The following is a 24912-nucleotide window of genomic DNA, read 5'->3' on the forward strand; positions in this document are numbered from 1 at the left end:
TAGAATGAAACGCATGATCATGATGGCGACCTTGCTCGCCATGCTTGTCGGCACCGCCTCCGTGGCCGTTGCCGCCGAGTTGACCGCTACCGGTTCCTGGTACATCGCCGGCATCTGGAGCGATGGCGAGTCTTTCAACGACAGAACCGCTGAAAGCGATTTCGACGTCTTTCAGCGCCTGCGCACTTCGTTCGACTTCACCGCGAACGAAAACCTGAAGGGCGTCCTGCAGATCGAAATCGGCACCAGCCAGTGGGGCTCCGGCTTCGCCGCCCTGGGCGCCGACCAGAGAAACATCGAGATCAAGTCCGCCTACATCAACTGGGTGTGGCCCAATACCGATGTCTCCATCACCGCCGGCGTCCTGCCCCTGGCCCTGCCGAAGGGCAAGGCCGGCAACGCCGTCCTGGACGCCGACGTGGCCGCGCTTGTCGTTTCCGCCCCGCTGACCGACAACGTCAGCCTGCTCGCGGGCTGGGCTCGTCCGTACAGCCACCTGAACGACAGCGACGACTACAACACCTCCCTGGACATCCTGTTCGGCGCTGTTCCGCTGTCCTTTGACGGCGTCTCCGCCACTCCGTACTTCGCGTACATGTATTCCGGCGACAAGACCGGCAAATCCGCCGGCGCCGCCGCTTTCAACAACATGATGATCACCAACTCCACCAAGTTCGACGTGAGCGGGCAGAACGACGTCACGGCCTGGTGGGGCGGTCTGACGTTCAGCATGACCATGTTCGACCCGATCACCGTGGATGCCAGCTTCGTTTACGGCTCCGCTGATCCTTCCGTTTCCGAAGGCACCCGCTCCGGCTGGCTGGCCGACCTGGCCGTCGCCTACACCGGGCTGGACTACGTGACTCCGGAACTGTTCTTCACCTATTCCACCGGCGAAGACGGCAACGCTTCCAAGGATGCCGACTCCGAACGTCTGCCCACGATCTCCGGCGACTACGCATTCGGCACCACCTTCTTCAGCTCCAAGGGCATGACCTCCGACAACGGCCTCCAGAACGACGCCGCCAACATGGGCTACTGGGCTCTCGGCCTGAACCTGAAGGACATCTCCTTCCTCGAAGGACTGAAGCACACCATAACCGTCATGTATGCCCAGGGCACCAACGACAAGGACTTCGCCTCGGACGCCCAGGGCTACACCACCAACGCCCTTTGCGTGTACGGCCGCACCCTGACCGAGGAAGACTCCCTGTGGGAACTCTCCCTGGTCAACACCTACAAGATCTACCCCGAACTGACCGCGACCCTCGGCCTGGGCTACATCGCGGCCAACTTCGACGAAGACGTGTGGGAGAAGGACGGCCTGAACAACTACGAGCCCGAAGACTCCGCTCGTCTGGTTCTCGGCATCGAGTACAAGTTCTAATCGAGATTCCGCGTTCGACTCCGAAACGATCCGCTTGGGCTGGAACCGAAAGGTTCCGGCCCTTTTTTCGGTGTCATCCGAAACGCCAAACCACATGCCTGGAGATGGATTGCCCTGACTTCGCAACGATCAAAAAACCGGCACTCCGCGCTGAGCTTCTCGCCGAAAAAGTTGATTCCCACTCCAATATATTGAAATAAAATATTTTTTATCCGCAAGGAGACAAGAGTATAAAAAATTCGACGGTAAAAAAAATTTTACCTTAGTCAAAAAAATGGTCGAAAACCCCTTGCCAATGGAAAATCACATCTGTATAAGGGCGCTGAAGGATAGGATCGTTTCGGTAGAACTTGCACAACTGCAAAAGAAGGAAGGAAAATTATGAAACGCATTGTGGTCCTGGCGGCTCTGCTCGCCATGGTCATCGGCACCGCCTCCATGGCTTCCGCTGCCGACCTGACCGCCACCGGTTCCTGGTACATCGCCGGCATCTGGCACGACGGCGAGTCCTACAACGACAGAACCTCCGAGAGCGACTTCGACGTCTACCAGCGTCTGCGCACCTCGTTCAACTTCACCGCCAATGAGAACCTGAAGGGCGTCCTGCAGCTCGAGATCGGCACCAGCCAGTGGGGCTCCGGCTTCGCCGCCCTGGGCGCTGACCAGCGTAACATCGAGATCAAGTCCGCCTACATCAACTGGGTGTGGCCCAACACCGATGTTTCCATCACCGCCGGTGTCCTGCCCCTGGCTCTGCCTTCCGGCGCCGCCGGTAGCGCCGTGCTGGACGACGACGTTGCTGCCCTGGTCGTCTCCACCCCGATCACCGAAAACATCGGCCTGCTGGCTGGTTGGGCTCGCCCCTACAGCCACCTGAACGACGCCAACGACTACGACACCGCCCTGGATGTCGTCTTCGCCGCCGTTCCCCTGACCTTTGACGGCATCTCCGCCACCCCGTACTTCGCGTACCTGTACTCCGGCGACAAGACCGCCGAAGCTGCTGGCGCTGCCGCTCTGGACAACCTGATGATCGCCAACTCCACCCAGCTCGCCACCAACGGCGAGAACACCACCGCGTGGTGGGGCGGCCTGGCTTTCAACATGACCATGTTCGATCCGATCACCCTGAACGCCAGCTTCGTGTACGGCTCCGCTGATCCCTCCGTCTCCGACGGCACCCGCTCCGGCTGGTTGGCCGACCTGGCTGTCGCCTACACCGGTCTGGACTACGTGACCCCGGAACTGTTCTTCACCTACTCCACCGGTGAAGACGGCAACGCCTCCAAGGATGCCGATTCCGAGCGTCTGCCCACGATCTCCGGCGACTACGCCTTCGGCACCACCTTCTTCAGCTCCGGCGGCATGGTTGCCGACCAGGGCCTGCAGAACATGACCGCTCAGCTCGGTTACTGGGCCCTCGGCCTGAACCTGAAGGACATCTCCTTCCTGGAAGGTCTGACCCACTCCTTCACGATCATGTACGCCCAGGGCACCAACGACAAGGACTTCGCGAAGAACTTCAATGACACTCGCGCCACCCTTGCCGTGTACGGCCGTACCCTGACCGAAGAAGACTCCCTGTGGGAGCTTTCCATGGTCAACAAGTACAAGATCTACGACGAGCTGACCGCCACCCTGGGCCTGTCCTACGTGGCTGCTGACTTCGACGAAGAGACTTGGGAAGCCACCGGCGTCAACAACATCGACGCCACCGACTCCGCTCGTATGGTCATCGGCATCGAGTACAAGTTCTAAGCAAGGCCTCACGGCCTGACACTGAAACGATCCGCTTGGGCCGGAACCGAAAGGTTCCGGCCCTTCTCATTTTCAGCCCCCCCACTGGCAGGAACACGGACTCGACTTTTGACACGCTGTTGGCTACAATAATCAGCTTGAACAGGGCAGGCCAGCTCCTGTCCCCCTGTCCTCCCTACAGCAAGGAAAACACATGCCCTGCAAGACCATCCGCTACAGCAACGAAAGCGACTGGTCCCCATTGCGGGATCAGCTTGCCGCGCGGAAAAACCCCGATTCCAAAGTGGAATCCCGCGTTCGAGAAATTCTGGAACGAGTGCATGCCGAAGGGGATTCGGCCCTTGTCGATTACACCCGCCTCTTCGATTGCCCGGATTTTTCGCCCGACATGCTGCGCGTCCCGGATTCGCAACTCGAAACGGCCCTGCGGGAAGTCCCCAAGACCGATCTTGAGATCCTGGAACAAGCCATTCACAACGTCCGCGCATTTCATGAGCGGCAGCGCGAGAATTCCTGGTGGACCACGGCTCCGGACGGAACGCTGCTCGGCCAGATGGTTTCCCCGGTCGACCGCGTGGGACTGTACGTTCCCGGCGGACAAGGGGGATCCACCCCGCTGATCTCCAGCATCATCATGAATGCGGTGCCCGCGCTGGTCGCCGGAGTCGAACAGGTCATCATGGTTTCACCGCCCCGCAAGGACGGCACCCTGAACCCCTACCTGCTCGCCACCGCCGCGCTCCTCGGCATCAAGGACGTCTTCGCGGTGGGCAGCGCCTGGGCCATCGGCGCTCTCGCCTACGGAACAGCGTCCATTCCCGCTTGCGACGTCATCGCCGGTCCGGGCAACATCTACGTGGCCACAGCCAAAGCCCTGCTCGTGGGGCAGGTCGGCATCGACATGATCGCCGGTCCCAGCGAGATCGCCATTGTTGCGGACGAGTCTGCCGATCCTGCATGGCTCGCGGCGGACATGCTCTCCCAGGCGGAGCACGATCCCCTTGCCGCCGCCCTGCTCGTGACCACTTCGGAGGCTCTCGCCCAAAAGGTCGCGAAGGAACTCAAGGCGCAGACCGCTGCTTTGCCCCGCGGAGAAATCGCGGCCAAATCCCTCTCGGATTGGGGCTCGCTTGTCCTCACTCCCGACCTGAACACGGCCGTGGAGCTGGTCAACCGCATCGCGCCGGAACACCTTGAGCTCTGCGTGGCCGAGCCCTGGCCCCTGCTCGGAAAAATCCGCCATGCGGGCGCCATCTTCATGGGCCATCACTGCCCCGAACCGGTGGGTGATTATTTCGCCGGGCCGAACCACGTCCTGCCGACCCTGGGCACGGCGCGGTTCTCCTCGGCCCTGTCCGTACAGGCTTTTTGCAAGAAAACCAGTGTCATCGCCGCGTCGCCCGCCTATGTTCGCGACCACGGCGGCAAAATCGCACGCCTTGCGCGGCTGGAAGGGCTCGAAGCCCACGCCCGCTCGGTGGAAATCCGTTTCAAGGATTAAGAGGTAGACATGAAGCCCGTTATTCAGACCGACATCAAGGAATACCCTCTGGCCTCTCGCGGAAAAGTCCGCGATATTTATGAAATCTCGCCGGATTCTCTGCTGATCGTAACCACGGACCGCATTTCGGCCTTCGATGTGATCATGCCGGATCCGATTCCTCTCAAGGGAAGAATCCTCAACCAGATCACCCTGTTCTGGATGGATAAGTTCAAGGATCTGATTCCGAATCACATTCTCGCCTCCGACGTGGCGGACTACCCCGCGCCGCTCCAGCCCTATGCGGCCGAGCTTGAGGGACGCAGCGTGCTGGTCCGGAAAGCCAAGCCCCTGCCCATCGAGTGCATCGTGCGCGGCTTCATCACCGGCTCCGGCTGGAAGGACTACCTAGCCACGGGCAAAGTCAGCGGCCATACCCTGCCCGCCGGACTCAAGGAATCCGACATGCTCGCCGAGCCGCTTTTCACGCCGTCCACCAAGGCGGAGCTTGGAGAGCATGACGAGAACATCACCGTGGACAAGGCCAAGGACATGCTCGGCAGCGAACTCATGGCCAAGGTCCAGAGCGTCAGTCTGGAAATCTACAGCCGCGCCAGGGATTATGCCCGCGAACGCGGCATCATCATCGCGGACACCAAGTTCGAGTTCGGCCTGACGGACAGCGGACTCCTGCTCATCGATGAAGTGCTGACTCCGGACTCTTCCCGCTTCTGGCCCATGGACGGCTACGAGCCGGGTCATGGACAGCCCAGTTTCGACAAGCAGTTCCTGCGCGACTGGCTCACGGAAATCGGCTTCAACAAGCAGCCGCCTGCTCCGCGCATTCCGGAAGACATCGCAAGCCGGACGCAGGAAAAATACCTGGAAGCCTTCGAACGCCTCACCGGCTCGAAGCTGGGGTAACGTATGAAGGATTTTTTGATTTTAGTGGGCGTATTCGCCGGAGTCATCCTGCTGAACCGCTTCATCTTACCGAAGCTCGGAGTACCGACCTGAGCCTCCCCTGCGAGTTGCGGCTGGAAGCCGCCTCAAAAATGCGAAAAGGACGAGGACAAGGATGCGCCGGACGACCCGGAAAGGCCGTTCGACAAGGCTTGACACCTGGATATGAAGAGTCTATAGCTCCCGTTCTGCCTTGTTCTTCCCCGTTGGGAAGGACCAATGACCGTAAGGAGGACTGAAATGCAGAACTACGAAACCTTGTTGCTGCTCTCCCCGGAACTCGAGGAAGAGCGCCGCAACGAGATCTTCGCCACTTTCACCGAGACCCTGGAAAGCGGCGAAGGAAAGATCGTCGAGATGGACGAGTGGGGCATGCGCACCCTGGCCTATCCCGTCAAGAAACAGACCCGCGGTTTTTACATGCGGATGGTCTACGAAGCTCCGGGCGCCCTGGTGACCGAGCTGGAACGCAAGATCCGCATCTCTGACGGCATCTTCAAGTTCATTACCGTCAAACTGGACAACCAGGCCGCGAGCCAGGAGGGATAGCATGGCCTTCAGGAAGAGATTCACCCCCCGGAAGAAGTTCTGCCGCTTCTGCGCAGACAAAAACCTTCCCCTGGACTACAAGCGGACCGATATCCTCCGGGATTTCATCACTGATCGTGGCAAGATCATTCCCCGCCGCATCACCGGCACCTGCGCGAAGCACCAGCGCAGCCTGACCACGGAAATCAAACGCGCTCGCCAGATGGCGTTGCTGTTCTACACCACCGTACACAGCACCGATGTCAAGAAAAAGAGCGTCTAGAGGAGAGGCCGACAATGAAACTCATTCTTCGTGCCGACGTCGAAAACCTCGGACGTCTTGGTGACATCGTCAATGTGAAGCCCGGTTTCGGCCGGAACTACCTCCTCCCCCAGGGACTGGCCATGCCCGTCTCCGAGGGCAACCTCAAGCAGTTCGAGCTGGAGCTGCGCAAGCTCAAGGCTCAGGCCGACAGCCTGCGCTCCGCTGCGGAAGTCGTGGCCGAGAAGATGGCCGCCGCTCCCATCGAGATCCGCGTCCGCGTCGGTGAAGGCGAGAAGCTTTACGGCTCCGTCACCGCCGCCATGATCGCCGACGCCGTGGTCGCCCAGGGCATCGATGTCGACAAACGCAAGATCCTGCTTGACGATCCCATCCGCTCCCTGGGAGAATACGAGATCGAAGTCAAGCTGCACCCCGAAGTGCGCGGCGTGCTCAAGGTTTCCGTCATGCGTCATGGTTCCGCCGTGGACGGCGAGTCCGAGAAAACCGAGAGCGTGAAGCCTGACGTTGAGGAGAGCAATGCCGGAACGGTCGAGCCTGTCGAAGACGAGGCCTAGCAACGGGAAATCCCGCAAGAAAGACGGCGAAGCCCTGGATAGGGCTTCCGCCGATCTTTTGCGCAATGTCCCCCCTCAGAACCTGGAAGCCGAACAGGCGGTTCTGGGGGGGGTTTTTCAAACCAACTCACTCTTCCACTCCCTGGTGGACATCGTCAAACCGGAGGACTTCTACTCCCCGGTGCACCAGACCGTCTTTCAGACCTTCATCGATCTCTACAACAAGAATACGCCCATCGACCTGATCACGGTTTCGGATCTGCTGCGCACCAAGGGACTGCTCGACGAACTCGGCGGCCCGGTCTATCTCGCGGAGCTGGCCGATTCCCCCGTCAGTTCGGCCAACGCCGCCCGCCACGCCCATATCGTCCGCGACAAGGCCATCCTGCGGCAGCTCATCGAAACGGCCAGCAACATCATCTCCGGCTGCTACGACGCTGAAGACGTGGACGCCCTGCTGGACGAGTCCGAAAAGTCCATCTTCGAAATCGCGGACGCCAAGACCACGGGAACCATCGCCAACAGCCGCGACCTCGTGAATCAGGTCTTCGACGAGTTGACCAAGCGCTTCGAAAACAAGTCCGCGGTCACAGGCATCAAGACCGGGTATCACAAGTACGACGACATGACCGCGGGCCTGCAAAAGTCCGACCTGATCATCGTGGCCGGTCGTCCCTCCATGGGCAAGACCGCCTTCGCCCTGAACCTGGGCATGCGCGCCGCCATCAACGAGGGCGTGGCCACCGCTATATTCTCCCTGGAAATGAGCAAGGAGCAGCTCATGACGCGCCTGCTCGCCTGCCAGGGCCGGGTCAATCTCGGCAATCTGCGCACGGGCTATCTCCAGGACGAAGACTGGCTCAAGCTCCAATCCGCCGCCAACGACCTTTCGAATTCGCCGCTTTTCATCGACGACACCCCGGCACTTTCGACCCTTGAACTGCGCGCGCGTTGCCGCAGGCTCAAGGCCGAGCACAACCTCGGGCTCGTTGTGGTGGACTACCTCCAGCTGATGCGCTCCAGCCGCCGCATCGATTCCCGCGAACAGGAAATTTCCGACATATCGCGCAGCCTCAAGGCGTTGGCCAAGGAATTGAACATCCCCGTCATCGCCCTCTCGCAGCTCAACCGCAAGGTCGAGGAGCGCAAGCCTCCCCGCCCCATGCTCTCGGACCTTCGCGAGTCCGGCGCCATCGAGCAGGATGCGGACGTTATCCTCTTTCTTTACCGTGACGATTTCTATAATAAGAATGAGGACAATCCCAAGAAGAACCAGGCCGAAGTCATCATCGGCAAACAGCGAAACGGCCCCATCGGCGATGTGGAACTCTATTTCCACAAGCAGTGGACCCGCTTCGAGGATCTTACCACGACTCCCTACCCATCGGAAAACGGACCGGCGGTTCAATAGCTCAAATCTGGAGGCGACATGTACTTCGACCCCGTGGAAACGCTCCCGCGCCAGGAACTGGAACAGCTCCAGGCCAAACGCCTGAAAAACACCGTCGCCGTCGCGCTGAACTCTCCGTATTATTCCCGAGTCCTGAACGCCGCAGGCATCTCGCCCGACAGCATCACCAGCGTGGCCGACGTGAAGAAGCTGCCCTTCACCACCAAGGACGACCTGCGCGCCGAATATCCCTACGGCATGCTCAGCCGGCCGCTCGAAGATTTCATTCGCCTGCACGCCTCCTCCGGCACCACGGGCACGCCCACGGCGGTTTTCTACACCGACGAGGACATCCGGGAATGGGCCGCGCTCATGGCCCGGAGCATGTACGCCTGCGGCGTCCGCAAGAGCGATGTGCTTCAAAACATGTCCGGATACGGCCTTTTCACCGGCGGCCTGGGCATTCATTACGGGTCGGAACGTCTCGGCTGCCTGACCGTGCCTGCGGGCGCAGGCAACTCCAAACGCCAGGTCAAGCTCATCCGCGACTTCAACGTCACCGTGGCCCACATCATTCCGTCCTACGCGCTCTATTTCGCCGAGTTCCTGCAAAGCGAGGGCATCGATCCCGCGAGTCTGCCCCTGCGAATCGCGCTCATCGGCGCGGAGCCGCACACCGAGGAAATCCGCAAGCGCATCGAGCAGATGCTCCAGCTCAAGGCTTACAACTCCTACGGCCTCTCCGAGATGAACGGTCCGGGCGTGGCCTTCGAGTGCACCGAACAAAGCGGCATGCACGTCTGGGAAGACGCCTTCCTCATCGAAATCATCAATCCGGAGACGGGTGAGGATGTGGCCGAGGGCGAAGTCGGCGAGGTGGTCATGACCAACCTGACCCGCCAGGGCATGCCCCTGATCCGCTACCGCACGCGCGACCTGACCAGGTTCGTCCCGGGCGATTGCGCCTGCGGCCGCACCCATCGCCGCATCGACCGCATCCAGGGCCGCGCGGACGACATGCTCATCATCAAGGGCGTGAACATCTACCCCATGCAGATCGAACAGACGCTGATGTCCCTACCCGAAGTAGGCCAGAACTATCTCATCGAACTTTTCCACGAAGGGACCATGGACCAGATCCGGGTCAAGGTGGAAATCCGCGAGGAATTCTTCGTGGAGGACATGCGCGAGTTGCAGGCCCTGCAGAAGCGCATCGCCACGCGCCTGCGCGACGAGATCCTTGTGACCCCGCGCGTGGAACTCGTGCAATCCGAATCCATTCCCAAAACCGAGGGCAAGGCCATGCGGGTCAAGGATCTGCGGAACTAGCAATGGACTATTTCTGGGCTTCGCTTTTTCTGCTGCTGCTCTTCGCGGCGCAGATGCTGAACATCTTCAGCCTGCCCGGAAACTGGCTCCTGGCGCTTTTTGCCGGGGCCTGGGTCTATCTGCGTCCGGATCACGGCCTCGGCTGGGTTTTTGTAGGCGTCCTCGCGGGCATCGCCCTGGTTGGGGAAGCCGTTGAGTGGGCTGCGCAATCCTGGGGTGCCAGGAGATACGGAGCCTCCGGGCGCGGCAATTTCGGCGGGATCGTCGGAGCGCTCGTGGGAGCGGTCATCGGCGCCCCGTTTCTGCTGGGCGTGGGCGCGCTCATAGGAGCGCTCGTGGGCGCCTATGCCGGATGTTTCGTATTCGAACTGACCAAAGGCCGTCCCCGAGCTGAGGCCAACCGCGCCTCCATGGGCGCATTTTTCGGCAAATCCCTCGGCATGACCGTCAAGCTGGCTCTCGGCCTGACCATGTTCCTGCTCTGCGTGCCCAGGGTCTGGCCCTAACCGAACCGCATCATAAAGGGACCGTGATGATCGACGCCAACGCCTTTCCCACGTATCGCGGACGCATGGAATACTCCTGCCTGGGTTGCGGGAGACGTTTTCCCATCGACGAACTGCTGTACACCTGCCCGGACTGCGGCGGGGTATTCCTGCTGGAGAACCTCGACTTCGACAAGCTGAAAGAGACGTCCGGAGCGGAATGGCGAGCCCTTTTCGACGCACGCGCCGCGTCCAAGAACACGGCCCTGCGCGGCATCTTCCGGTTTTACGAGCTCATGGCCCCCGTGCTTGAGGAAGAGGACATCCTCTACCTGGGCGAGGGCAACACGCCCATCGTCGCCTCCAGCCCGGCCCTGCGCGAGCACGCGGGAGTGAACACGGCCTTCAAGAACGACGGCCAAAATCCCTCTGCCTCGTTCAAGGATCGGGGCATGGCCTGCGCCTTCAGCTATCTCAAGGCCCTGATCCGCAAGCACGGCTGGGACCAGGTGCTCACGGTCTGCGCCTCCACCGGCGACACTTCGGCGGCGGCGGCCCTCTATGCCTCCTACCTCGCCGGTCCGGTCAAAAGCGTGGTCATCCTGCCCCACGGGAAAGTCACGCCGCAGCAATTGGCGCAGCCGCTCGGCAGCGGCGCCATCGTGCTGGAAGTGCCGGGCGTTTTCGACGACTGCATGAAGGTCGTGGAACATCTCGCGGACAACTACCGCGTCGCTCTGCTCAATTCCAAGAACGCGTGGCGCATCCTCGGCCAGGAATCCTACGCATTTGAAATCGCCCAATGGTACGACTGGGATCTGTCCGGGAAATGCATTTTCGTGCCCATCGGCAATGCGGGCAACGTCACGGCCATCATGGCCGGTTTTCTGAAGCTGCTCGACCTCGGCATCATCGACAGCCTGCCGCGCATTTTCGGCGTGCAATCCCATCACGCCGACCCGGTCTACCGCTATTACGCGGTGGACGATCCCGCCCTGCGCGAGTTCCACCCGGTCAGCGTCGAGCCTTCCGTGGCCCAGGCAGCCATGATCGGCAACCCGGTTTCCTTCCCGCGCGTGCGCCACTTTGCCGATCGCTTCGAGCAGGCCGGCGGCGCGGGCTCCTTCCAGGTGATCCAAGTCACCGAGCAGCAGATCATGGACGGGATGATCCTGGCGAACAGAAACGGACACATCGCGTGTACGCAGGGCGGCGAGTGCCTGGCCGGAGCAGTTCGCGCCGGGCAGCTGGGTCTTGTCGGCCCCAACGAACTCGCCGTCCTCGACTCCACCGCGCATCAGCTCAAATTCATCGACTTCCAAAACATGTATTTCCAAAACGCCTTCCCTGCGGCCTTCGGCGTCCAACCTGACGCCGCCATGGCCAACAAGCCGGAACTCATCATTGATCCGGAAAAGCATGATTCGCTGCCCCCGCAGGAATACGCCGTAGCGGCCGCAGAAAACGTGGTCCGTCGGCTGGGCCTAGAAAAGAAGTAATCCAGACAATGGCAAAACGAATTCGCGCCGACCAATTGCTCTTCAGCCTTGGGCTGGCGGACAGCAGGGAAAAGGCAAAGCGGCTGATCATGGCGCGGCAGGTGCTTTTGCACCAGCACGGAACCACGGTGCCTGTTGAAAAGCCCGGCCAGCAGTTGCTGGAAAGCGATCTGCTTGAAATCAAGGAGGCTGAACGCTTCGTCAGCCGGGGCGGCTACAAGCTGCTCACGGCCATTGAGGATTTCGACCTGGACTTTCAGGACAAGGTCTGCCTGGACGCAGGGGCCTCCACCGGGGGGTTCACGGACTGCCTGCTGCAACACGGAGCCAGCCGCGTCTACGCCGTGGACGTGGGCACTGCGCAACTGCATGAAAAGCTGAAAAACGACTCGCGTGTCATCAGCATGGAAAACACCAATCTGCGCCACGCGCCGGAAAGCCTCTTGCCGGAAGCCGTCGACGCCGTGGTCATTGATGTTTCCTTCATCTCCCTGACGCTGATTCTGCCCCCCTGCCTGAGCCTTCTCCAGCCCGACGGCTTCATCGTGGCCCTGATCAAGCCGCAATTCGAGTTGGGACCAGAAAAGAACCAGAAAGGCGTGGTCAAGGAAGAACGGCACAGGCAAGAGGCAATCCGCAACGTGACGGTCTTTGCGGAAACGGAACTCGGACTGAAGACGGAAGGCGTGATTCCCTCGGCCATCAAAGGCCCCAAGGGCAACCAGGAATATCTGGCGCTGTTCCGGCGTTAAAGTTCGTTTCCCAGCGCGTACATCCGATCCAGGAGCACCTGCGTTTCCAGAAGAAAGTCCGCGAGGTCCGGCGGAAGGGGCATGTCGTCCTCTCCAAAGCGGAGGCTGACCGTCCGGGTCGTCCGATACCCTTCCAGGGACGCCACTTCGGCCTGAAATTCAAGCGACGAGGAATTGGGCGGCCTGTATTCGCCGCGGACCTTGCTCCCTCGACGCAGATTCGGCGGCGGCGGTCCTGCTTGGTCGTCGAAAAAGAAACGACAGCCTCCGGTGCTGAGGTCAAGCAGCAGACCTTTGTAATCCCGATCAAGGAAATGAAGCGTCGCTGGGAAGTTGCAGGTGAACCGCTGCTCCCGCCGCAGGTCGTGTTGCTCAAATCGCTTGGGGTAGGTAAGAAAAAGCAAGGAATACGGCGTGGCGGCGTAGTGCTTGACCACGCTGCGAAAAGATACCAGCCTGCCGCGCTGAAGATAGCGGAACGTAAGCATGGCTCCTTCCGGCACGCGGCTCCGAATGCCGGGCACCAGCGGAAGCTTGAGCACCACGAACTCGTCCCTCTGGAACCCGACCATGTGGCATTTGATTCTGTCCAGCGCACTGCTGGACTCCATCATCACGGCTGCGCCTATGGATATGTCCATTGCTTTTCCCAGTAAAGGCCACAAGAAAGCTTCAATAGCCAAGACGCGCGATACTACAAATATCTTGCAGAAAATCAAGCCATCCGATCAAGCATCTGCGTCAGCATACGGAGATGCCCCTGCTCTTCCCTGGCAAGACGCCGAAAAGAATCCGCTTCTTCTCCAGGAGCGGAGCGAAACGCGCACCGCATGTAATAGTCCAAAGCCTGCGCTTCAATGGCCATGGCCAATTCAATGATATCCTGGCGATCCGATGTCTTGTGTCCCAACTGGGTCAGATAGGATTCCGGATCGAAGCCGCCTTCCCCGATTCCGCTGTCCGGCTGGGCTTCGAATTCGTCGAGGGATAAAGGTGTTTGCGCCGACTGCGAATAGAGGGCGTAGAGCTGGCGCATGTGCTTGTCCTCAAAGCCTGCGAGCGTCAGGAACAGATCGCGGGTTTCCTCGGACTCGGCCCTGCCTGCCAATGCCTTATAAAAGCCCTGAAGCCTGCGCTCCATGCCGTAGCCGAAACGATAGACATCGTCGACGGCTTCGATTTCCGGGAAGTGAATCATGCCGCTGTCCGGGCCTCCTTCGGATATGACCCCCTGCCAGCCCATCAGCCCTCCATTGAGGTTGATGACCTCGGCAAACCCCTGGCTTTTGAGGAATTGCCCCGCAGCGTGGCCGCGAATTCCGGACCTGCAATACACGAGCACGGGCCTGTCCGGGTCCAGTTCATCCATCCGGTCAGGCAACTCGCCCAGCGGAATCAAACGCGCTCCAGGAAGATGCATCTCCGAGTATTCCCATTCCTGCCGCACATCGAGCAGCTCAAGCTCCCCCGGTCGTTTTTGGCCTATGAGTTTCTGGGCGGTTATCGTGTCCATCTGCTTCATCTTTTTCCTCTCCCTGGCTCGCCGCATTGCCAAGCGCAAAGCCGAAGTGTAAGGTTCGCCAGTCATAATAACCTGAAAAATCCCACAATGGCTATGCGAAAGAAAAAAGTCTGGAAGTCCTTTTTTTGGGAAGCGCTCGGACTGGTGCTGCTCGCCGGCCTGACGGCGCTCGGCGTCAACCATCTGCGCAGTGACGGCCTGCCTCTGGGCGATGCGCCGACCCCGGCCAATGCATCCGGCAACCTGATCCTGCTCAGCCCGGCGGAAGCCATGCAGGCCGCCATGGACGGCGACACGATCTTCATCGACGCGCGCAGTCCGCTCGAGTATGCGGACGGCCACATCCAGGGCGCCGTGAACATCTCCTACGCCGAATCCAAGCTTCGCCAGGGACCGCTGAAGCTGGTGCTTTATTGCGATGGCGAGGAGTGCGGCATGGCCGCCAATCTGGCGCGCCTGCTTTTGGACCGGGGGGTGGAGATTTCTGTCATGCCCAAGGGCATCTCAGGCTGGTTCGCCTCCGGCGGACTCGTGGAGGCTGGAAAATGAACCGCACGTTGCACGTCTTGCGCACCCTGGTCGGCGTGGTCTTTCTGCTGGCGAGCTTCGACAAACTCCAACATCCCGGAGAGTTTGCTGAAATCATCAACAACTACAAGATTCTTCCTGAGCTGCTGATCAATCCTGTCGCCGTCATTCTGCCCTGGCTGGAATTCCTTTGCGGCCTGGGCCTGATCTTCAACGTCATGGCGCGGGGCGCATCCTTGATCGTCTGCGTGCTCATGGCCGTGTTCCTGAGCGCCTTGGGCTTCAATCACTTTCGAGGATTGGATGTGGCCTGCGGGTGCTTCACCACGGATCCCACCGCCCCGACCGGGTCGAGCTGGTACCTGCTGCGGGACGCAAGCATCGGGCTGGCGTGCCTTGCCGTATTCTGGATGCAGCTCCTACAGCAAAGAAACGCCCGCTGAAGCCAGGACAAAGAACAGTCCCGCTGCCCACTGCCGGCCGCAAAACGGAATTCGACTCTCCCAGGCCTCGGATTTGTCCATCCCGCGACCGGCGATGGCCAGAGACTGATCCCAGGTCAACTTTCCCAGATTCCTCAGAATCGCCTGAGCCATCAAGGGGACTCGACGCCGAAGGCGCAGTTTGGGACAGCGTCGGCGGACCGTCTCCCGCACCTGTTCCACGACTCGCCACGTCATCGGCAGAAAGTGCGCCATAAGCGCGAACGAAAGCGCCAGCCTCCAGGCACGTTCCTGGCCGATCACGGGACGGAGCAAGGAACTCAGGCCCAGCCCCATGGATCGCGTGGAGGTCGTCATTGTCAATGCGGCTCCGAGCAGAAGCAGACAAGATATCCGGGCGGCGACCAGCAGCGCGTCTCCGGCCGCGAGTTCCCACGCTGCCCCCCCCAGCAATCCGAGGCCAAACTTGGCAAGGCTCCAAAAAATCACAAAGGCCATGTAAGTCCGCATCAGATTCCTGCTTCCCGGCCACGAATGCCTGTAATTCCAAGCGACGGTACCCAAAAACAAGAAATACGCGATCAGCCCCGGCCAGGAGGATCGCCAGACGAGCACGCCGAGAGTCAATGCGGCAAGCAGCTTGACGCGTGGATCCAATCCTGAAAGCCGCAGAAAATCACGCCTTTTGCCGCAGGCCCGGCCTGGATCGTCGAACGCTTCAATCATTGCCCACATCCCAGGACCGGATACCGAGGCCAGCCTGCCAAGTGGCAGGAGGACGGACATGGTGTTCCCGGACGGCGTCGAGAACGGATTCCGGTTTTCCGTGCAAGGCAACCACTCCCCCTGAAAGCACGGTCAGCGTATCCGCCAGGTCGATCACCGGCTCCAGATCGTGCACCGAGACCACCTGCGTGACGCCTTGCACGGCATTGGCCGCGAGAATGGACCGCAGCTCCAGCATGGCGGGATAATCCAGACCGCTCATGGGTTCATCCAGCAGCAAGAGTTCAGGATTGTCGAGGAGCGCGGCGGCAAGGCAGAGTTTCCGCTTCATGCCGCCGGAGAGGGTATGCACGGCTCGGTCCCAGAGTCCCTGCATGTGGAACCGATCAAGCAGCGCCCCGGCTTCTTGTTCCATGCCCGCGCGGTTCTCGCGTCCGAGGAGCAAATCCTCGCCGACGCTGCCGCCGAGAATCTGCAAATCCGCGTCCTGCATCACGAGTCGGGCCAAATCCCGAATGTCTTCTCCGCTTCGCCCGCCCACGACAAGAGTGCCGGTGGAGGGAAGGTACAATCCCGCCATAAGCGCCAGCAACGTGGACTTGCCGCTGCCGTTCGCACCGGCCAGCACGTGCAGTCCGCCCCGCTCCAGCGAAAGCGAAACCCCGCGCAAGGCGTCCTGCCCGCCAGCATAGGCATAACCGAGTTCATGGATTTGAATCATGCTCGCTTCAGGGTTGCAATGTTATTCAATTGAAACGTGATACGAGGAGGTTGTTTCACAGCGGAGGCAAGGCGGTCAAGCCACGAAAAAAGGCGGCCCCCAAAGGAGCCGCCTCATGATCCGCAAATTGCGAGCCTAGAACTTGTAGCCCACGGACATGCCGCCGAGCCAGGTCGTACAGTTGGTGATGGTGGTATCGAAGGTGCCGGTGACGCCGTTCTTGATCTCACGGTCAGCAGCCCAAAGATACATCAGGGAGAAGTCGGTGGTCCAGTTGCCCCAGGAGTAGCCGAAGCCGGAACTCACGATCTGACGATCGTTGGAGGGCAGCATGTAGTCGGCGTAGTTCTCGTTCTGGGGGCTCTCGTCAAACACATAGCCGAAACGGAGGGCCATGTCGTCGTCGATGAGCCATTCCACGCCCAGCTGGACCCGGCTTGCGTCGCGGTAGCGCTTCAACGAGTCGATCTCGTTGGTGGCGATGGAGGTGATGTTGGCAACGGTCTTGTCGGTGAACGTGTACTCCATCTTGGTCAGCGAACTCCAGTTCGTCCAGATGTAGTCGAGCTCGACAGTCACGTCGTCATAAGGTTTGACGGCCGCGCCCATGCTCAAAGAACCGGGGAAGTTCGCCTTCATTTCAACGGTGTCGTCAGCGATGCTCTTGGAAAATCTGGCATCGCCGCTGGCGTCGAAGCGGAACCCGTCGCGGTAGGTCATGCCGAAGGAAAGCCAATCGGTGGGGGCGTAATGGATGGCGGCATCCCAGGTCCAGGCGTCTCCGTCGGGGAGCAGGTGCCAATCCTCGCCCAGCGCCTTGATGTTCTTGCGCAGGTCCATTCTGCCGTAGATGTATTCCACGCCCAAGGCCAGGGAGAGGTCATCGGTAACCTTCACGGCCAGGTTCGGGTTGATGGAATAGGTTTCTACCGTGGCCTTGTAAATGTTCGTGGAACCCTGCCAGTTGTGATCGTAGTTCGTTCCGAGGCCGAAACGGGTGAACTCGCCGATGCCGAACCACAGCCAGTCGTTGATCTGAAGCGTTCCGTAACCGTGGGGCACGGTATAGACCTTGCCCTTCGGTGGTCACATGTTCGCCGTTCTTGATGTTCACGTCCGCGCTGGGGGCGATGATGGTCGCGCCGAACAACGTGCTCGCACCTTCGATCCGGGTCATGGCAGCGGGGTTGTACGCAACGGTGGATGCGTTCGGATCCTGGCTCGCGATGACTGCGCCGCCCATGGCGTTGGCCCTGTTGTCCCATTCGTAAAGCGCGAAGCCCGCCGCGTCCGCCTGTTTAGGAAGAACGGCAATAAAAGTGAGCGCCCACATTCCTAGAGCCACAATTGTACAAATAATTACCTTCTTCATCTGCGCACTCGTCTGTGCCCTGAAGGGTAACACTTCAGGGGTTGGTGGACTCAAATCGCCGCTAGGGCCAACTCGTGGAATAGTTTGTTACTAACTTCGCAAGGTGTTTAGCCAAAAATTAACATAATGTAAACATAAACAATTGCGGGAAACTGCCGATCAGTAAGGCGTTGGAAGTCGACATGGCCCCAGAACCGACATCAGGCCTAATTTTCGATCCATCTCGAGAAATCGAAAAAACTTCTCTCATGCAGATCCAGGAGGTCGTGTGAACACTCTCGGTAAGATTCGTCAAAAGTGTTTTTTCGGATTGATGCTGACAGGCGGAGTCGCGGGAGTATGCGAGCAGCACTGGTCGCATCAGGCGCTTACATTCAACTTTTTCAGTGGGTTGATCCTGCTTGGAACCGCGGCCTTTCTCGGCAGCTTCCTCGGCTTTTTCATTAAGAACGTTTTCAGGATCATGCGGGGATTGAACGCCTACATGGGGCAAAGCAACGACGGCGTGATCATCGGTTCGCTTTTGGGCGCGCTTCTGGGCATCCTTATCCAGGCGCTTGTAGGCGACCAGCTGCATACGGCGACCAGCGCCTGCGCGGGAGCGGGGCTAGGAGGCTTCATCGGGGCGTTTCCCGACGAAATGGTTCCGGACATGCTGCGCCTTCTGTATGAACAGGACAACGAGGCCGACTTCATGGAGCCTGTTCCTGAAACAAGCGAATCCTGATCCTGGTTCCTCGCTGACGAAAAAAAAGCGCCCGGCCATGACCGGGCGCTTTTTCATGTATTCGGCAATCCGGGCTACTGCATTTCAATCCACAGCACCGCGCCCAGCTCTACGTCCTTGCCTTCGATCTTGTAATCAGCGTCGTTCAGCGCGGCAAAACCCCACCAGCCCTGCCAGGGGCAGGCAAACGTAAACACGCCGTTGCCGTCGGCCAGCACTTCCTGAGTGATCATCCTGCCGTTCGGCGCATTCCGCTTTCCGTCCTTGTTGTAGAACTCAACCTCGACGCGCGAATAGGGAACAGGTTTCCCGTCCAGAAGGACCACGCCCTGGAAAACGTTGCCCGCATAGTTTCCAAAGGGACGGGTCAACGGAACGATCTCGGTCTTCACCCCTATGGGCTGGTTCCACTCCTCGCCGCCCTCAAAGGCGTCGACCACGGTCTTCGTGTAGTGAATGATGTAGTTATTCTCTGCCGGTTCGGGATAAGGCTTCGGTTCCATGAAGAAAACATACATGCCGGGACGCTTTACGGCAAAATCGGATTCCCAGGCCTGATGGTCCATCACCTTGGTTTGCTTCAGCCCAGGCAAAAGATCCTGTGCCTTGCCATCCTGGTACACTGCGAACGTGGCGGGTTTTTCCAGATCCATTCCGATCCCTTCAAACGGATGGGAAAACGAAAGGACCAGATGCAGATTCTTGTCGCTTTGGGTCACTTCGTCCTTGTCCGGAATGACCATCCCAAAGTGCGCCAATGCGCTGGTGGCTGCAAACGCGATAAGTGCGATGGAAACGCAAACAATTCTAACGAGTTTCATACTCCCTCCTGATGGAATTCGGTGTCGCTTTCCTTGGCACTATATTTATTTAGGTAACACGGGTCAATTACGAAATTGATTTTTGTCACGATACAATCGCACGAATCCTCAACGTTGCCACAATCTCGCCTTTCCTGATACAAGGCGCCATGCGCCCAGGTTTCCTCCTCCTCCTGCTTCTTGCGGCAATCAATTCCCTCCTGGCCTGGAACGCCGAAAGATGGCGGTTCGACTCCATCGTGGTGCACCACTCCGCCACCAGGACAGGAGACTACGCCGACATCAAAGCAATGCACGCCAAACGCGGCTGGGACGACGCGGCCTATCAGTTGATCATGTCCAACGGCAGCGCAGAGCTTCCGGCAGGCGCGCTCGAACCCACGGGACACTACCGCGACCTCTCCCCCGGACCGGCCACACGGAACCAGCGCGCCAACCTGCGCGGCCTGCATCTTTGCATTATCGGCAATTATCAGGCGGAGGAATTTCCGGAAGAGATGCGCCCCGCTCTGGGACGCGCTTTGCGAGAGCTCAGCAAGCGCTTCGACGTGCCGCCGGATCGAATCATGTTTCACAGGGACGTCAGTCCGAGCGTATGCCCCGGAAAACATATCCAGAAAGAGGAAATGCTGCGCTGGATGCGTGATCTTGCCAATCAATGCCCGCCGGAGATCGCCGCGCAGCAGGATCAGGCCCTCGCTTCCACGGGTCTGAGCCTGGGCACCTATCCACGCTTCCTGCTCCTGATCCACGCGGCTGTTTCCGGCGTTTTCCTGCTCGCCTGGAGCCTCCTGCGCTTCTTTACGAAACGCCGCTCCCGGACGAATCGCCACTCCTCCGGTTTCTCCGGACGGTCGTCAGGCCGAAAACGCTCCGGCTCGGTGCGCTACCCCCGTCCGCGCTGAACACATCCCCCTCCCAAGGCACAAAAAAAGCGCGTTTGCAAATAGTTATGCAAACGCGCTTTTCAGAGAAGCCAGGCACCCGGCAACAACCGCTACCGCTGCTCCCTTTCGGGCCTGACGGGGTTCACGGCGCAACCGCCGCCCGGCTTCTCTGGTATCATCACGACAAAGAACAGCCGACCGCAGCCGGGGTGTAGTTCTTACGCAGATTGGCCTCGCCCGTCAAGTGCCGTAGCCGCATCCCGGTCCAGAGCCTGAAGCTACGCCTTGAGCGATGCGGCTCCCTTGCCGTTGCCGCCGCCGAAGATTCGCTGCACCCGTTTTTGGAGCTTATCCAGATAGATATAATATACAGGGGTGAAGTACAGCGTCAGCAGCTGGGACACGAGCAGACCGCCGACAACGGCGAGTCCCAGCGGCCTGCGCGCCTCGGCTCCCGCCCCCATGCCAAGGGCGATGGGGAGCGTGCCCATGAGCGCGGCCATGGTCGTCATCATGATCGGGCGGAAGCGGACCAATGCGCCGGCAAAAATGGCGTCTTCCGCTCCGCTGCCCTCCCGACGCTGATTGTCCAAGGCGAAGTCGATCATCATGATCGCGTTTTTCTTGACGATGCCTATGAGCATGATCACACCGACGAAACCGTAGATGTCCAGATCAAGCCCGAAAAGCAGCAGCGTCAACAAGGCTCCGGCTCCGGCGGAGGGAAGACCGGAAAGAATCGTGAGCGGATGGATGAAACTTTCATACAACACGCCGAGCACCATGTAGATCACCAAGATGGAAACGCCGAGCAGCATCCAGAAGCCGCTCATGGACTCCTGAAAGGCTTGCGCCTCCCCCTGGAAGCTCGTGGTGATCGTGTCGGGCAGCGATTCCAGCGCCATTCGTTCCACCTCGGCCACGGCCGTTCCGAGCGATGCGCCGGGCATCAGGTTGAATGATATCGTCGCGGACGGAAGCTGCCCGGAGTGGTTCACGGATTGCGGTCCGACGCCCAGGCTCCGGCTCGTCAGCGTTTCCAGGGGAATCAGCTTTCCGGTGCTCGAACGCACATAGAGCTGCTTGAGCGCATCCGGCCCGGACTGGAACCTGGAGTCCAGCTCCATGATCACGTCATAGGAATTATTGGCGGCATAGATGGTGGAAACCTTCCGGTTGCCGTAGGCCGTGGCCAGGGCATCCTCGATCTGATAGGCCGAGATGCCCAGCGCAGCGGCGCGGTCGCGGTCGATTTCCACGCGAAGCTGGGGATTGCGCAACTCCAGGTCGCTGCTGACGTCCTGAAGTCCGGGGATCGTCGCCAGCTTTTCTTCGAGCAGCAATGCGTAGCGGTTCAGCTCGTCCGTGTCCTGACTTTGCAGCGTGTATTGATATTGTCCCTTGGAGCTTCTCCCGCCGATGCGCACCGGCGGAGGAACCGAAACCACGGACTTGATGCCGGGCACCTTGGACAGGTTTGCCTTGAGCCGTTTCACGATGACGTTGATCTCTTCGCGCTCGCCCCTGGGCTTGAGACGCAGGATCAGGCGTCCGGCGTTTCCGGAGCTGTTCGGGCCTCCTGCGCCGACCACGGACATGTACGAATCGACAGCGGGATCGGAAGCCACGATCTTGGCCAGCTCCATCTGCCGCTCGGTCATCACGTCGAAGGGCACGCCCTGCTCCGCTTCCGTGGTGATGCGGATCTGTCCGGCATCCTCGTTCGGCAGGAACCCTTTCGGGATGACGGCAAACAGATAAGCCGTAACCACAAGAAGAAGCAAGGAAAACGCCATGGTCAGGCGGCGATGTCGAATGGTGAGCCGAAGCGTGCGTTCATACGCCGAACGCAAGGCTTCGAAGCCCTGCTCCGTCAGCCGGTAGAATCGCCCGTGCGTGCCGTGCCCCGTGTCCGAACGGAGCATGTAGTTGCAGAGCATGGGCGTCAGGCTCAGGGAAACCATGCCGGAGATCAGGATGGCTGCGGAAATGGTCACGGCGAATTCGTGGAAGAGCCGCCCCACGACGCCTCCCATGAACAGCACGGGTATGAATACCGCGGCCAGGGATACGGTCATGGAAATGATGGTCCAGCCGATCTCGTGCGAACCGTCCATGGCCGCCTGGAAGGCGGGTTTGCCCATTTCCCTGTGGCGAATGACGTTCTCGAGCATGACGATGGCGTCGTCCACGACGAATCCCACCGAAAGCGTCAGAGCCATGAGCGAAATATTGTTCAGGCTGAAGTCGAAGAGATACATGACCATGAACGAGCCGACCACGGACAGGGGCAGCGCGAGACTCGGAATGATCGTTGCCCGAAGATTGCGCAGAAAAACGAAAATGACCAGGACCACGAGCACCACGGTGAGGCCGAGCGTGAATTTCACCTCGTTCACGCTTTCCTTGATGGACTCGGCGCGATCGTAGAGCACGTCCAGCTTGACCGCGGCGGGCAGCTGGGCGCGAAACACGGGCAGCAGGGCCTGAATTGCCTCGGAAACCTGAACGGTATTGCTTCCGGGCTGCCGCTGGACGGCCAGGACCATGCCGGGCTGACCGTTGAACCAGTTGCGGCGACGGCTCTCGTCAACGCTGTCCTCGACCTTGCCGATTTCGTCCAGACGCACGGCGGACCCGTTGCGCCAAGCCACGACCAACGGCCTGTACGCGGCCGCGTCCATGAGCTGGCCGCTGGAGCGGACCGTGTATTCCCGTGCGGTCCCGGCCACGACGCCCACCGGCATGTTCACGTTGCCCTTGCGCACCGCCTCCGCCACCTCGTCCACGCCGATGCCGCGCGAAGCCATGGCTTCAGGATCGAGCTGGATGCGCACCGCATATTTCTGGGCTCCGTAGACCATGACCTGCGCCACGCCGGAAACCATGGAAATCCGCTGCGCCAGGAGCGATTCCGCATATTCGTCCACGTCGGAGAGCCGCAGCGTCGGGGAATAGATCGCGAGATACAGGATCGGGCTGTCCGCGGGGTTGACCTTGCGGAAGGTCGGCGGCGAGGACATGTCCGAAGGCAGGTTGCGCTGCGCCGCGGATATGGCCGACTGGACATCCTGGGCCGCGCCGTCGATGCTGCGATCGAGGTCGAATTGCAGGGTGATGCGTGTCGAACCGAGCCCGCTGGTAGAGGTCATGGAACTCAGCCCGGCAATGGCGGAAAGCTCCTTTTCGAGCGGGGTGGCCACTGCCGAGGCCATGGTTTCCGGGTTGGCCCCGGCCAGGGACGCGCGCACCTCCACCGTGGGGAAGTCGACGCTCGGCAGGGCGCTGACAGGCAGCTTGAAATAGGCCATGGCCCCGAAGATGAGGACCGAACACATGACCAGCGTGGTCATGACCGGCCGGGTGATGAAGATGCGCGCCGGGTTCAAGGACCGACCTCGGAAACCGGCTGCGGATCGCCCGCGATCACGACCTTGGTGCCGGGTTCGAGCCGCAACTGCCCCTCCGCGACCACGATCTCGCCGTCGGCAAGTCCGTCGCCCAGCAGGGTCACTCTGTCGAAGACGGCCACGACCTTCACGGGGCGGGCCTCCACCGTTGAATCCTGTCGAACGACATAGACGTAGGTTCCCTTGAGACCATCGAGGACCGCGCCCGAAGGAACCACCACTCCGCTGCGCTCGCCCAGCTGCAAGATCACCCGCACGAACTGGCCGGGCCAGAGTCGCCCCTCGTCATTGGGGAAAAGCGCCTTGAGACGGATACTCCCCGTATCGCGGTCCACCGCGTTGTCCACGGAGTAGAGCTCGCCCTCTTCCGGCCTTGTCTCGTCGCCCTGCACGAATGCCTGGGCCGCGAGCGCGCCCTTGGCCATTTGTTCCTGAATGGAAGGCAGGTGCGCTTCCGGCACGGAGAACGTGACCAGGATGGGACGGATCTGATTGATCGTGACCAGGGGATCATCGTCGTTGGCTTCCACGAGATTGCCCTTGTTGAGCAGGACGTTTCCGACACGGCCGGAAATGGGGGCGCGGATAGTGGAATATTCGAGATCAAGCAGCGCCCTGTCCAAAGTGGCCTGGTCGAGTTTGATCGTCCCTTCCAGCGTCTTGGCCGCCGCATAGGAATCGTCATACTGCCCTTCGGCCACCACTTTCTGCTCCTTGAGCTGCGCGTAGCGGCGCAGACCGGACTGAGCGTTGGCCAGCTGGGCGCGATCCCGCTCCAGACGGGCGCGGGCTTCCTGCACGGCCAGCTCGAAGGGGCGCGGATCAATCTGGAAGAGGATGTCCCCTTCCTGCACGTCCTGGCCGTCCCGCACGAACTGCTCCTGAATCATGCCGCCCACGCGGGTGCGCACGTCCACCGTGGCCAGCGGATCCAGGTTTCCAACGGCGCGGATGACGCTGGGCACGACCCGCAGTTCGGCCTTGGCCGCCACCACGGGCACGGACTTATCCCCCTTGCCGGCCTTCTCGCCTGCGTCGCAGCCGAAAAACAAAAAGACCGCCAGCAGACAAAGCGCAAGCGGTGCAAAGCGACGAAGAGCATACCCATAAAATATGATTCGGGAAGGCATCAAGCGGGAGCTCCAACGTTGTGGATTGAAATCATTATGATTCGGCAGCGATGTCGAAGAATTTCAGCTTGGTCCTCCGGTTTCTTAATATGTCCCCAGGCGGTCCACAAGTAGTTTGACACGCCTACAGCCCCAGAAGCCGTGGACGCTATTTCAAAGGCCACGAGCTTCTCGCCTTTCATATTGTGACATCGCTTCCCCGTGTGCTATCAAA

The 24912-nt window shown here is 60.2% G+C and carries 24 protein-coding genes, 1 other RNA gene and 1 pseudogene; 16 read left to right on the forward strand and 10 right to left on the reverse strand.

Annotated elements, in window-relative coordinates; all coding sequences use genetic code 11:
* Positions 1–4 precede the first annotated feature (4 nt).
* The 12 genes from G452_RS0107360 (at position 5) to G452_RS0107415 (ending at position 12411) form a co-directional block, all read left to right on the forward strand.
* Positions 5–1387, forward strand: coding sequence for an outer membrane homotrimeric porin (locus tag G452_RS0107360; RefSeq protein ID WP_022661621.1), 1383 nt, complete (start codon positions 5–7; stop codon positions 1385–1387).
* A 381-nt stretch (positions 1388–1768) separates the two neighbouring features.
* The gene (locus G452_RS0107365) at positions 1769–3145 is read left to right on the forward strand and encodes an outer membrane homotrimeric porin (protein WP_022661622.1); all 1377 of its coding nucleotides are present in this window, start codon (positions 1769–1771) and stop codon (positions 3143–3145) included.
* 193 nt (positions 3146–3338) lie between these two features.
* Positions 3339–4646, forward strand: coding sequence for a histidinol dehydrogenase (gene hisD / locus G452_RS0107370; protein WP_022661623.1), 1308 nt, complete (start codon positions 3339–3341; stop codon positions 4644–4646).
* A gap of 9 nt (positions 4647–4655) precedes the next feature.
* Positions 4656–5549: a phosphoribosylaminoimidazolesuccinocarboxamide synthase gene (locus G452_RS0107375; RefSeq protein WP_022661624.1), complete on the forward strand. Its 894-nt coding sequence runs from the start codon at positions 4656–4658 to the stop codon at positions 5547–5549.
* Positions 5550–5828: 279 nt separating this feature from the next.
* Positions 5829–6137: a 30S ribosomal protein S6 gene (rpsF, locus tag G452_RS0107380; protein ID WP_022661625.1), complete on the forward strand. Its 309-nt coding sequence runs from the start codon at positions 5829–5831 to the stop codon at positions 6135–6137.
* Between the two features lies 1 nt (position 6138).
* On the forward strand, positions 6139–6399 hold the full coding sequence (gene rpsR, locus G452_RS0107385) for a 30S ribosomal protein S18 (RefSeq protein ID WP_022661626.1): 261 nt from the start codon (positions 6139–6141) through the stop codon (positions 6397–6399).
* A gap of 14 nt (positions 6400–6413) precedes the next feature.
* Positions 6414–6956 (forward strand): 50S ribosomal protein L9, encoded by a 543-nt coding sequence (gene rplI, locus G452_RS0107390; RefSeq protein ID WP_022661627.1) that lies wholly within the window; start codon positions 6414–6416, stop codon positions 6954–6956.
* Positions 6919–8367 (forward strand): replicative DNA helicase, encoded by a 1449-nt coding sequence (gene dnaB, locus G452_RS0107395; RefSeq protein ID WP_022661628.1) that lies wholly within the window; start codon positions 6919–6921, stop codon positions 8365–8367. Before rplI ends, dnaB begins: the two co-directional genes overlap by 38 nt.
* An 18-nt stretch (positions 8368–8385) precedes the next feature.
* Positions 8386–9675, forward strand: a complete 1290-nt coding sequence (locus G452_RS0107400) for a phenylacetate--CoA ligase family protein (RefSeq protein WP_022661629.1) — start codon at positions 8386–8388, stop codon at positions 9673–9675.
* A 2-nt stretch (positions 9676–9677) separates the two neighbouring features.
* Entirely contained in the window at positions 9678–10181 is a 504-nt protein-coding gene (locus tag G452_RS0107405; protein ID WP_022661630.1) for a DUF456 domain-containing protein, read from the forward strand.
* 26 nt (positions 10182–10207) lie between these two features.
* Positions 10208–11659 (forward strand): pyridoxal-phosphate dependent enzyme, encoded by a 1452-nt coding sequence (locus tag G452_RS0107410; RefSeq protein WP_022661631.1) that lies wholly within the window; start codon positions 10208–10210, stop codon positions 11657–11659.
* 8 nt (positions 11660–11667) lie between these two features.
* A complete protein-coding gene (locus G452_RS0107415; protein ID WP_022661632.1) occupies positions 11668–12411 on the forward strand; it encodes a TlyA family RNA methyltransferase in 744 nt (247 codons plus the stop codon).
* Here the strand turns inward: G452_RS0107415 and G452_RS20530 are convergent.
* Together G452_RS20530 and G452_RS0107425 are read right to left on the reverse strand one after the other, a co-directional pair.
* The gene (locus G452_RS20530; protein ID WP_051142013.1) at positions 12408–13052 is read right to left on the reverse strand and encodes a PilZ domain-containing protein; all 645 of its coding nucleotides are present in this window, start codon (positions 13050–13052) and stop codon (positions 12408–12410) included. The two genes, G452_RS0107415 and G452_RS20530, sit on opposite strands and share 4 nt — an antisense overlap.
* 74 nt (positions 13053–13126) lie before the next feature.
* A complete protein-coding gene (locus G452_RS0107425) occupies positions 13127–13933 on the reverse strand; it encodes a rhodanese-like domain-containing protein (protein ID WP_022661634.1) in 807 nt (268 codons plus the stop codon).
* A gap of 87 nt (positions 13934–14020) precedes the next feature.
* On the opposite strand from G452_RS0107425, the gene G452_RS20535 reads away from it, so the two are divergent.
* Complete coding sequence (locus G452_RS20535; protein ID WP_162141291.1) at positions 14021–14482, forward strand: rhodanese-like domain-containing protein; 462 nt, start codon at positions 14021–14023, stop codon at positions 14480–14482.
* Positions 14479–14904, forward strand: coding sequence for a MauE/DoxX family redox-associated membrane protein (locus G452_RS0107435; protein ID WP_022661636.1), 426 nt, complete (start codon positions 14479–14481; stop codon positions 14902–14904). Before G452_RS20535 ends, G452_RS0107435 begins: the two co-directional genes overlap by 4 nt.
* Here G452_RS0107435 and G452_RS18570 read toward each other — a convergent pair.
* From G452_RS18570 to G452_RS21945, 4 genes and pseudogenes are all read right to left on the reverse strand, one after another.
* The gene (locus G452_RS18570; protein WP_022661637.1) at positions 14881–15630 is read right to left on the reverse strand and encodes an energy-coupling factor transporter transmembrane component T; all 750 of its coding nucleotides are present in this window, start codon (positions 15628–15630) and stop codon (positions 14881–14883) included. The two genes, G452_RS0107435 and G452_RS18570, sit on opposite strands and share 24 nt — an antisense overlap.
* Positions 15623–16351, reverse strand: coding sequence for an energy-coupling factor ABC transporter ATP-binding protein (locus G452_RS0107445; protein ID WP_022661638.1), 729 nt, complete (start codon positions 16349–16351; stop codon positions 15623–15625). Before G452_RS0107445 ends, G452_RS18570 begins: the two co-directional genes overlap by 8 nt.
* A gap of 135 nt (positions 16352–16486) precedes the next feature.
* Entirely contained in the window at positions 16487–17413 is a 927-nt protein-coding gene (locus G452_RS0107450) for an OmpP1/FadL family transporter (RefSeq protein WP_022661639.1), read from the reverse strand.
* Positions 17414–17447: 34 nt separating this feature from the next.
* A pseudogene (locus G452_RS21945) lies at positions 17448–17723 on the reverse strand (outer membrane protein transport protein); the annotation flags it as partial.
* Positions 17724–17991: 268 nt separating this feature from the next.
* On the opposite strand from G452_RS21945, the gene G452_RS21670 reads away from it, so the two are divergent.
* Positions 17992–18450, forward strand: coding sequence for a hypothetical protein (locus tag G452_RS21670; protein WP_022661641.1), 459 nt, complete (start codon positions 17992–17994; stop codon positions 18448–18450).
* Positions 18451–18524: 74 nt separating this feature from the next.
* Here G452_RS21670 and G452_RS0107465 read toward each other — a convergent pair whose 3' ends face one another.
* Positions 18525–19271: a DUF4198 domain-containing protein gene (locus G452_RS0107465; protein WP_022661642.1), complete on the reverse strand. Its 747-nt coding sequence runs from the start codon at positions 19269–19271 to the stop codon at positions 18525–18527.
* A 149-nt stretch (positions 19272–19420) separates the two neighbouring features.
* Between G452_RS0107465 and G452_RS0107470 the strand changes: the two genes are divergently transcribed.
* Positions 19421–20176: a peptidoglycan recognition protein family protein gene (locus tag G452_RS0107470; RefSeq protein ID WP_022661643.1), complete on the forward strand. Its 756-nt coding sequence runs from the start codon at positions 19421–19423 to the stop codon at positions 20174–20176.
* Between the two features lie 59 nt (positions 20177–20235).
* Here the strand turns inward: G452_RS0107470 and ffs are convergent.
* The 3 genes from ffs to G452_RS18575 all read right to left on the reverse strand — a co-directional run bounded on the left by ffs (position 20236) and on the right by G452_RS18575 (position 24620).
* An RNA gene (ffs, locus tag G452_RS21095) (signal recognition particle sRNA small type) lies at positions 20236–20331 on the reverse strand.
* A gap of 105 nt (positions 20332–20436) precedes the next feature.
* Entirely contained in the window at positions 20437–23547 is a 3111-nt protein-coding gene (locus tag G452_RS0107475; protein ID WP_022661644.1) for an efflux RND transporter permease subunit, read from the reverse strand.
* Positions 23544–24620, reverse strand: coding sequence for an efflux RND transporter periplasmic adaptor subunit (locus G452_RS18575; protein WP_162141292.1), 1077 nt, complete (start codon positions 24618–24620; stop codon positions 23544–23546). The genes G452_RS0107475 and G452_RS18575 overlap by 4 nt, the downstream gene beginning before the upstream one ends.
* Positions 24621–24912 lie beyond the last annotated feature (292 nt).

Source organism: Paucidesulfovibrio longus DSM 6739 (genome assembly GCF_000420485.1).
GTDB lineage: Bacteria > Desulfobacterota > Desulfovibrionia > Desulfovibrionales > Desulfovibrionaceae > Paucidesulfovibrio > Paucidesulfovibrio longus.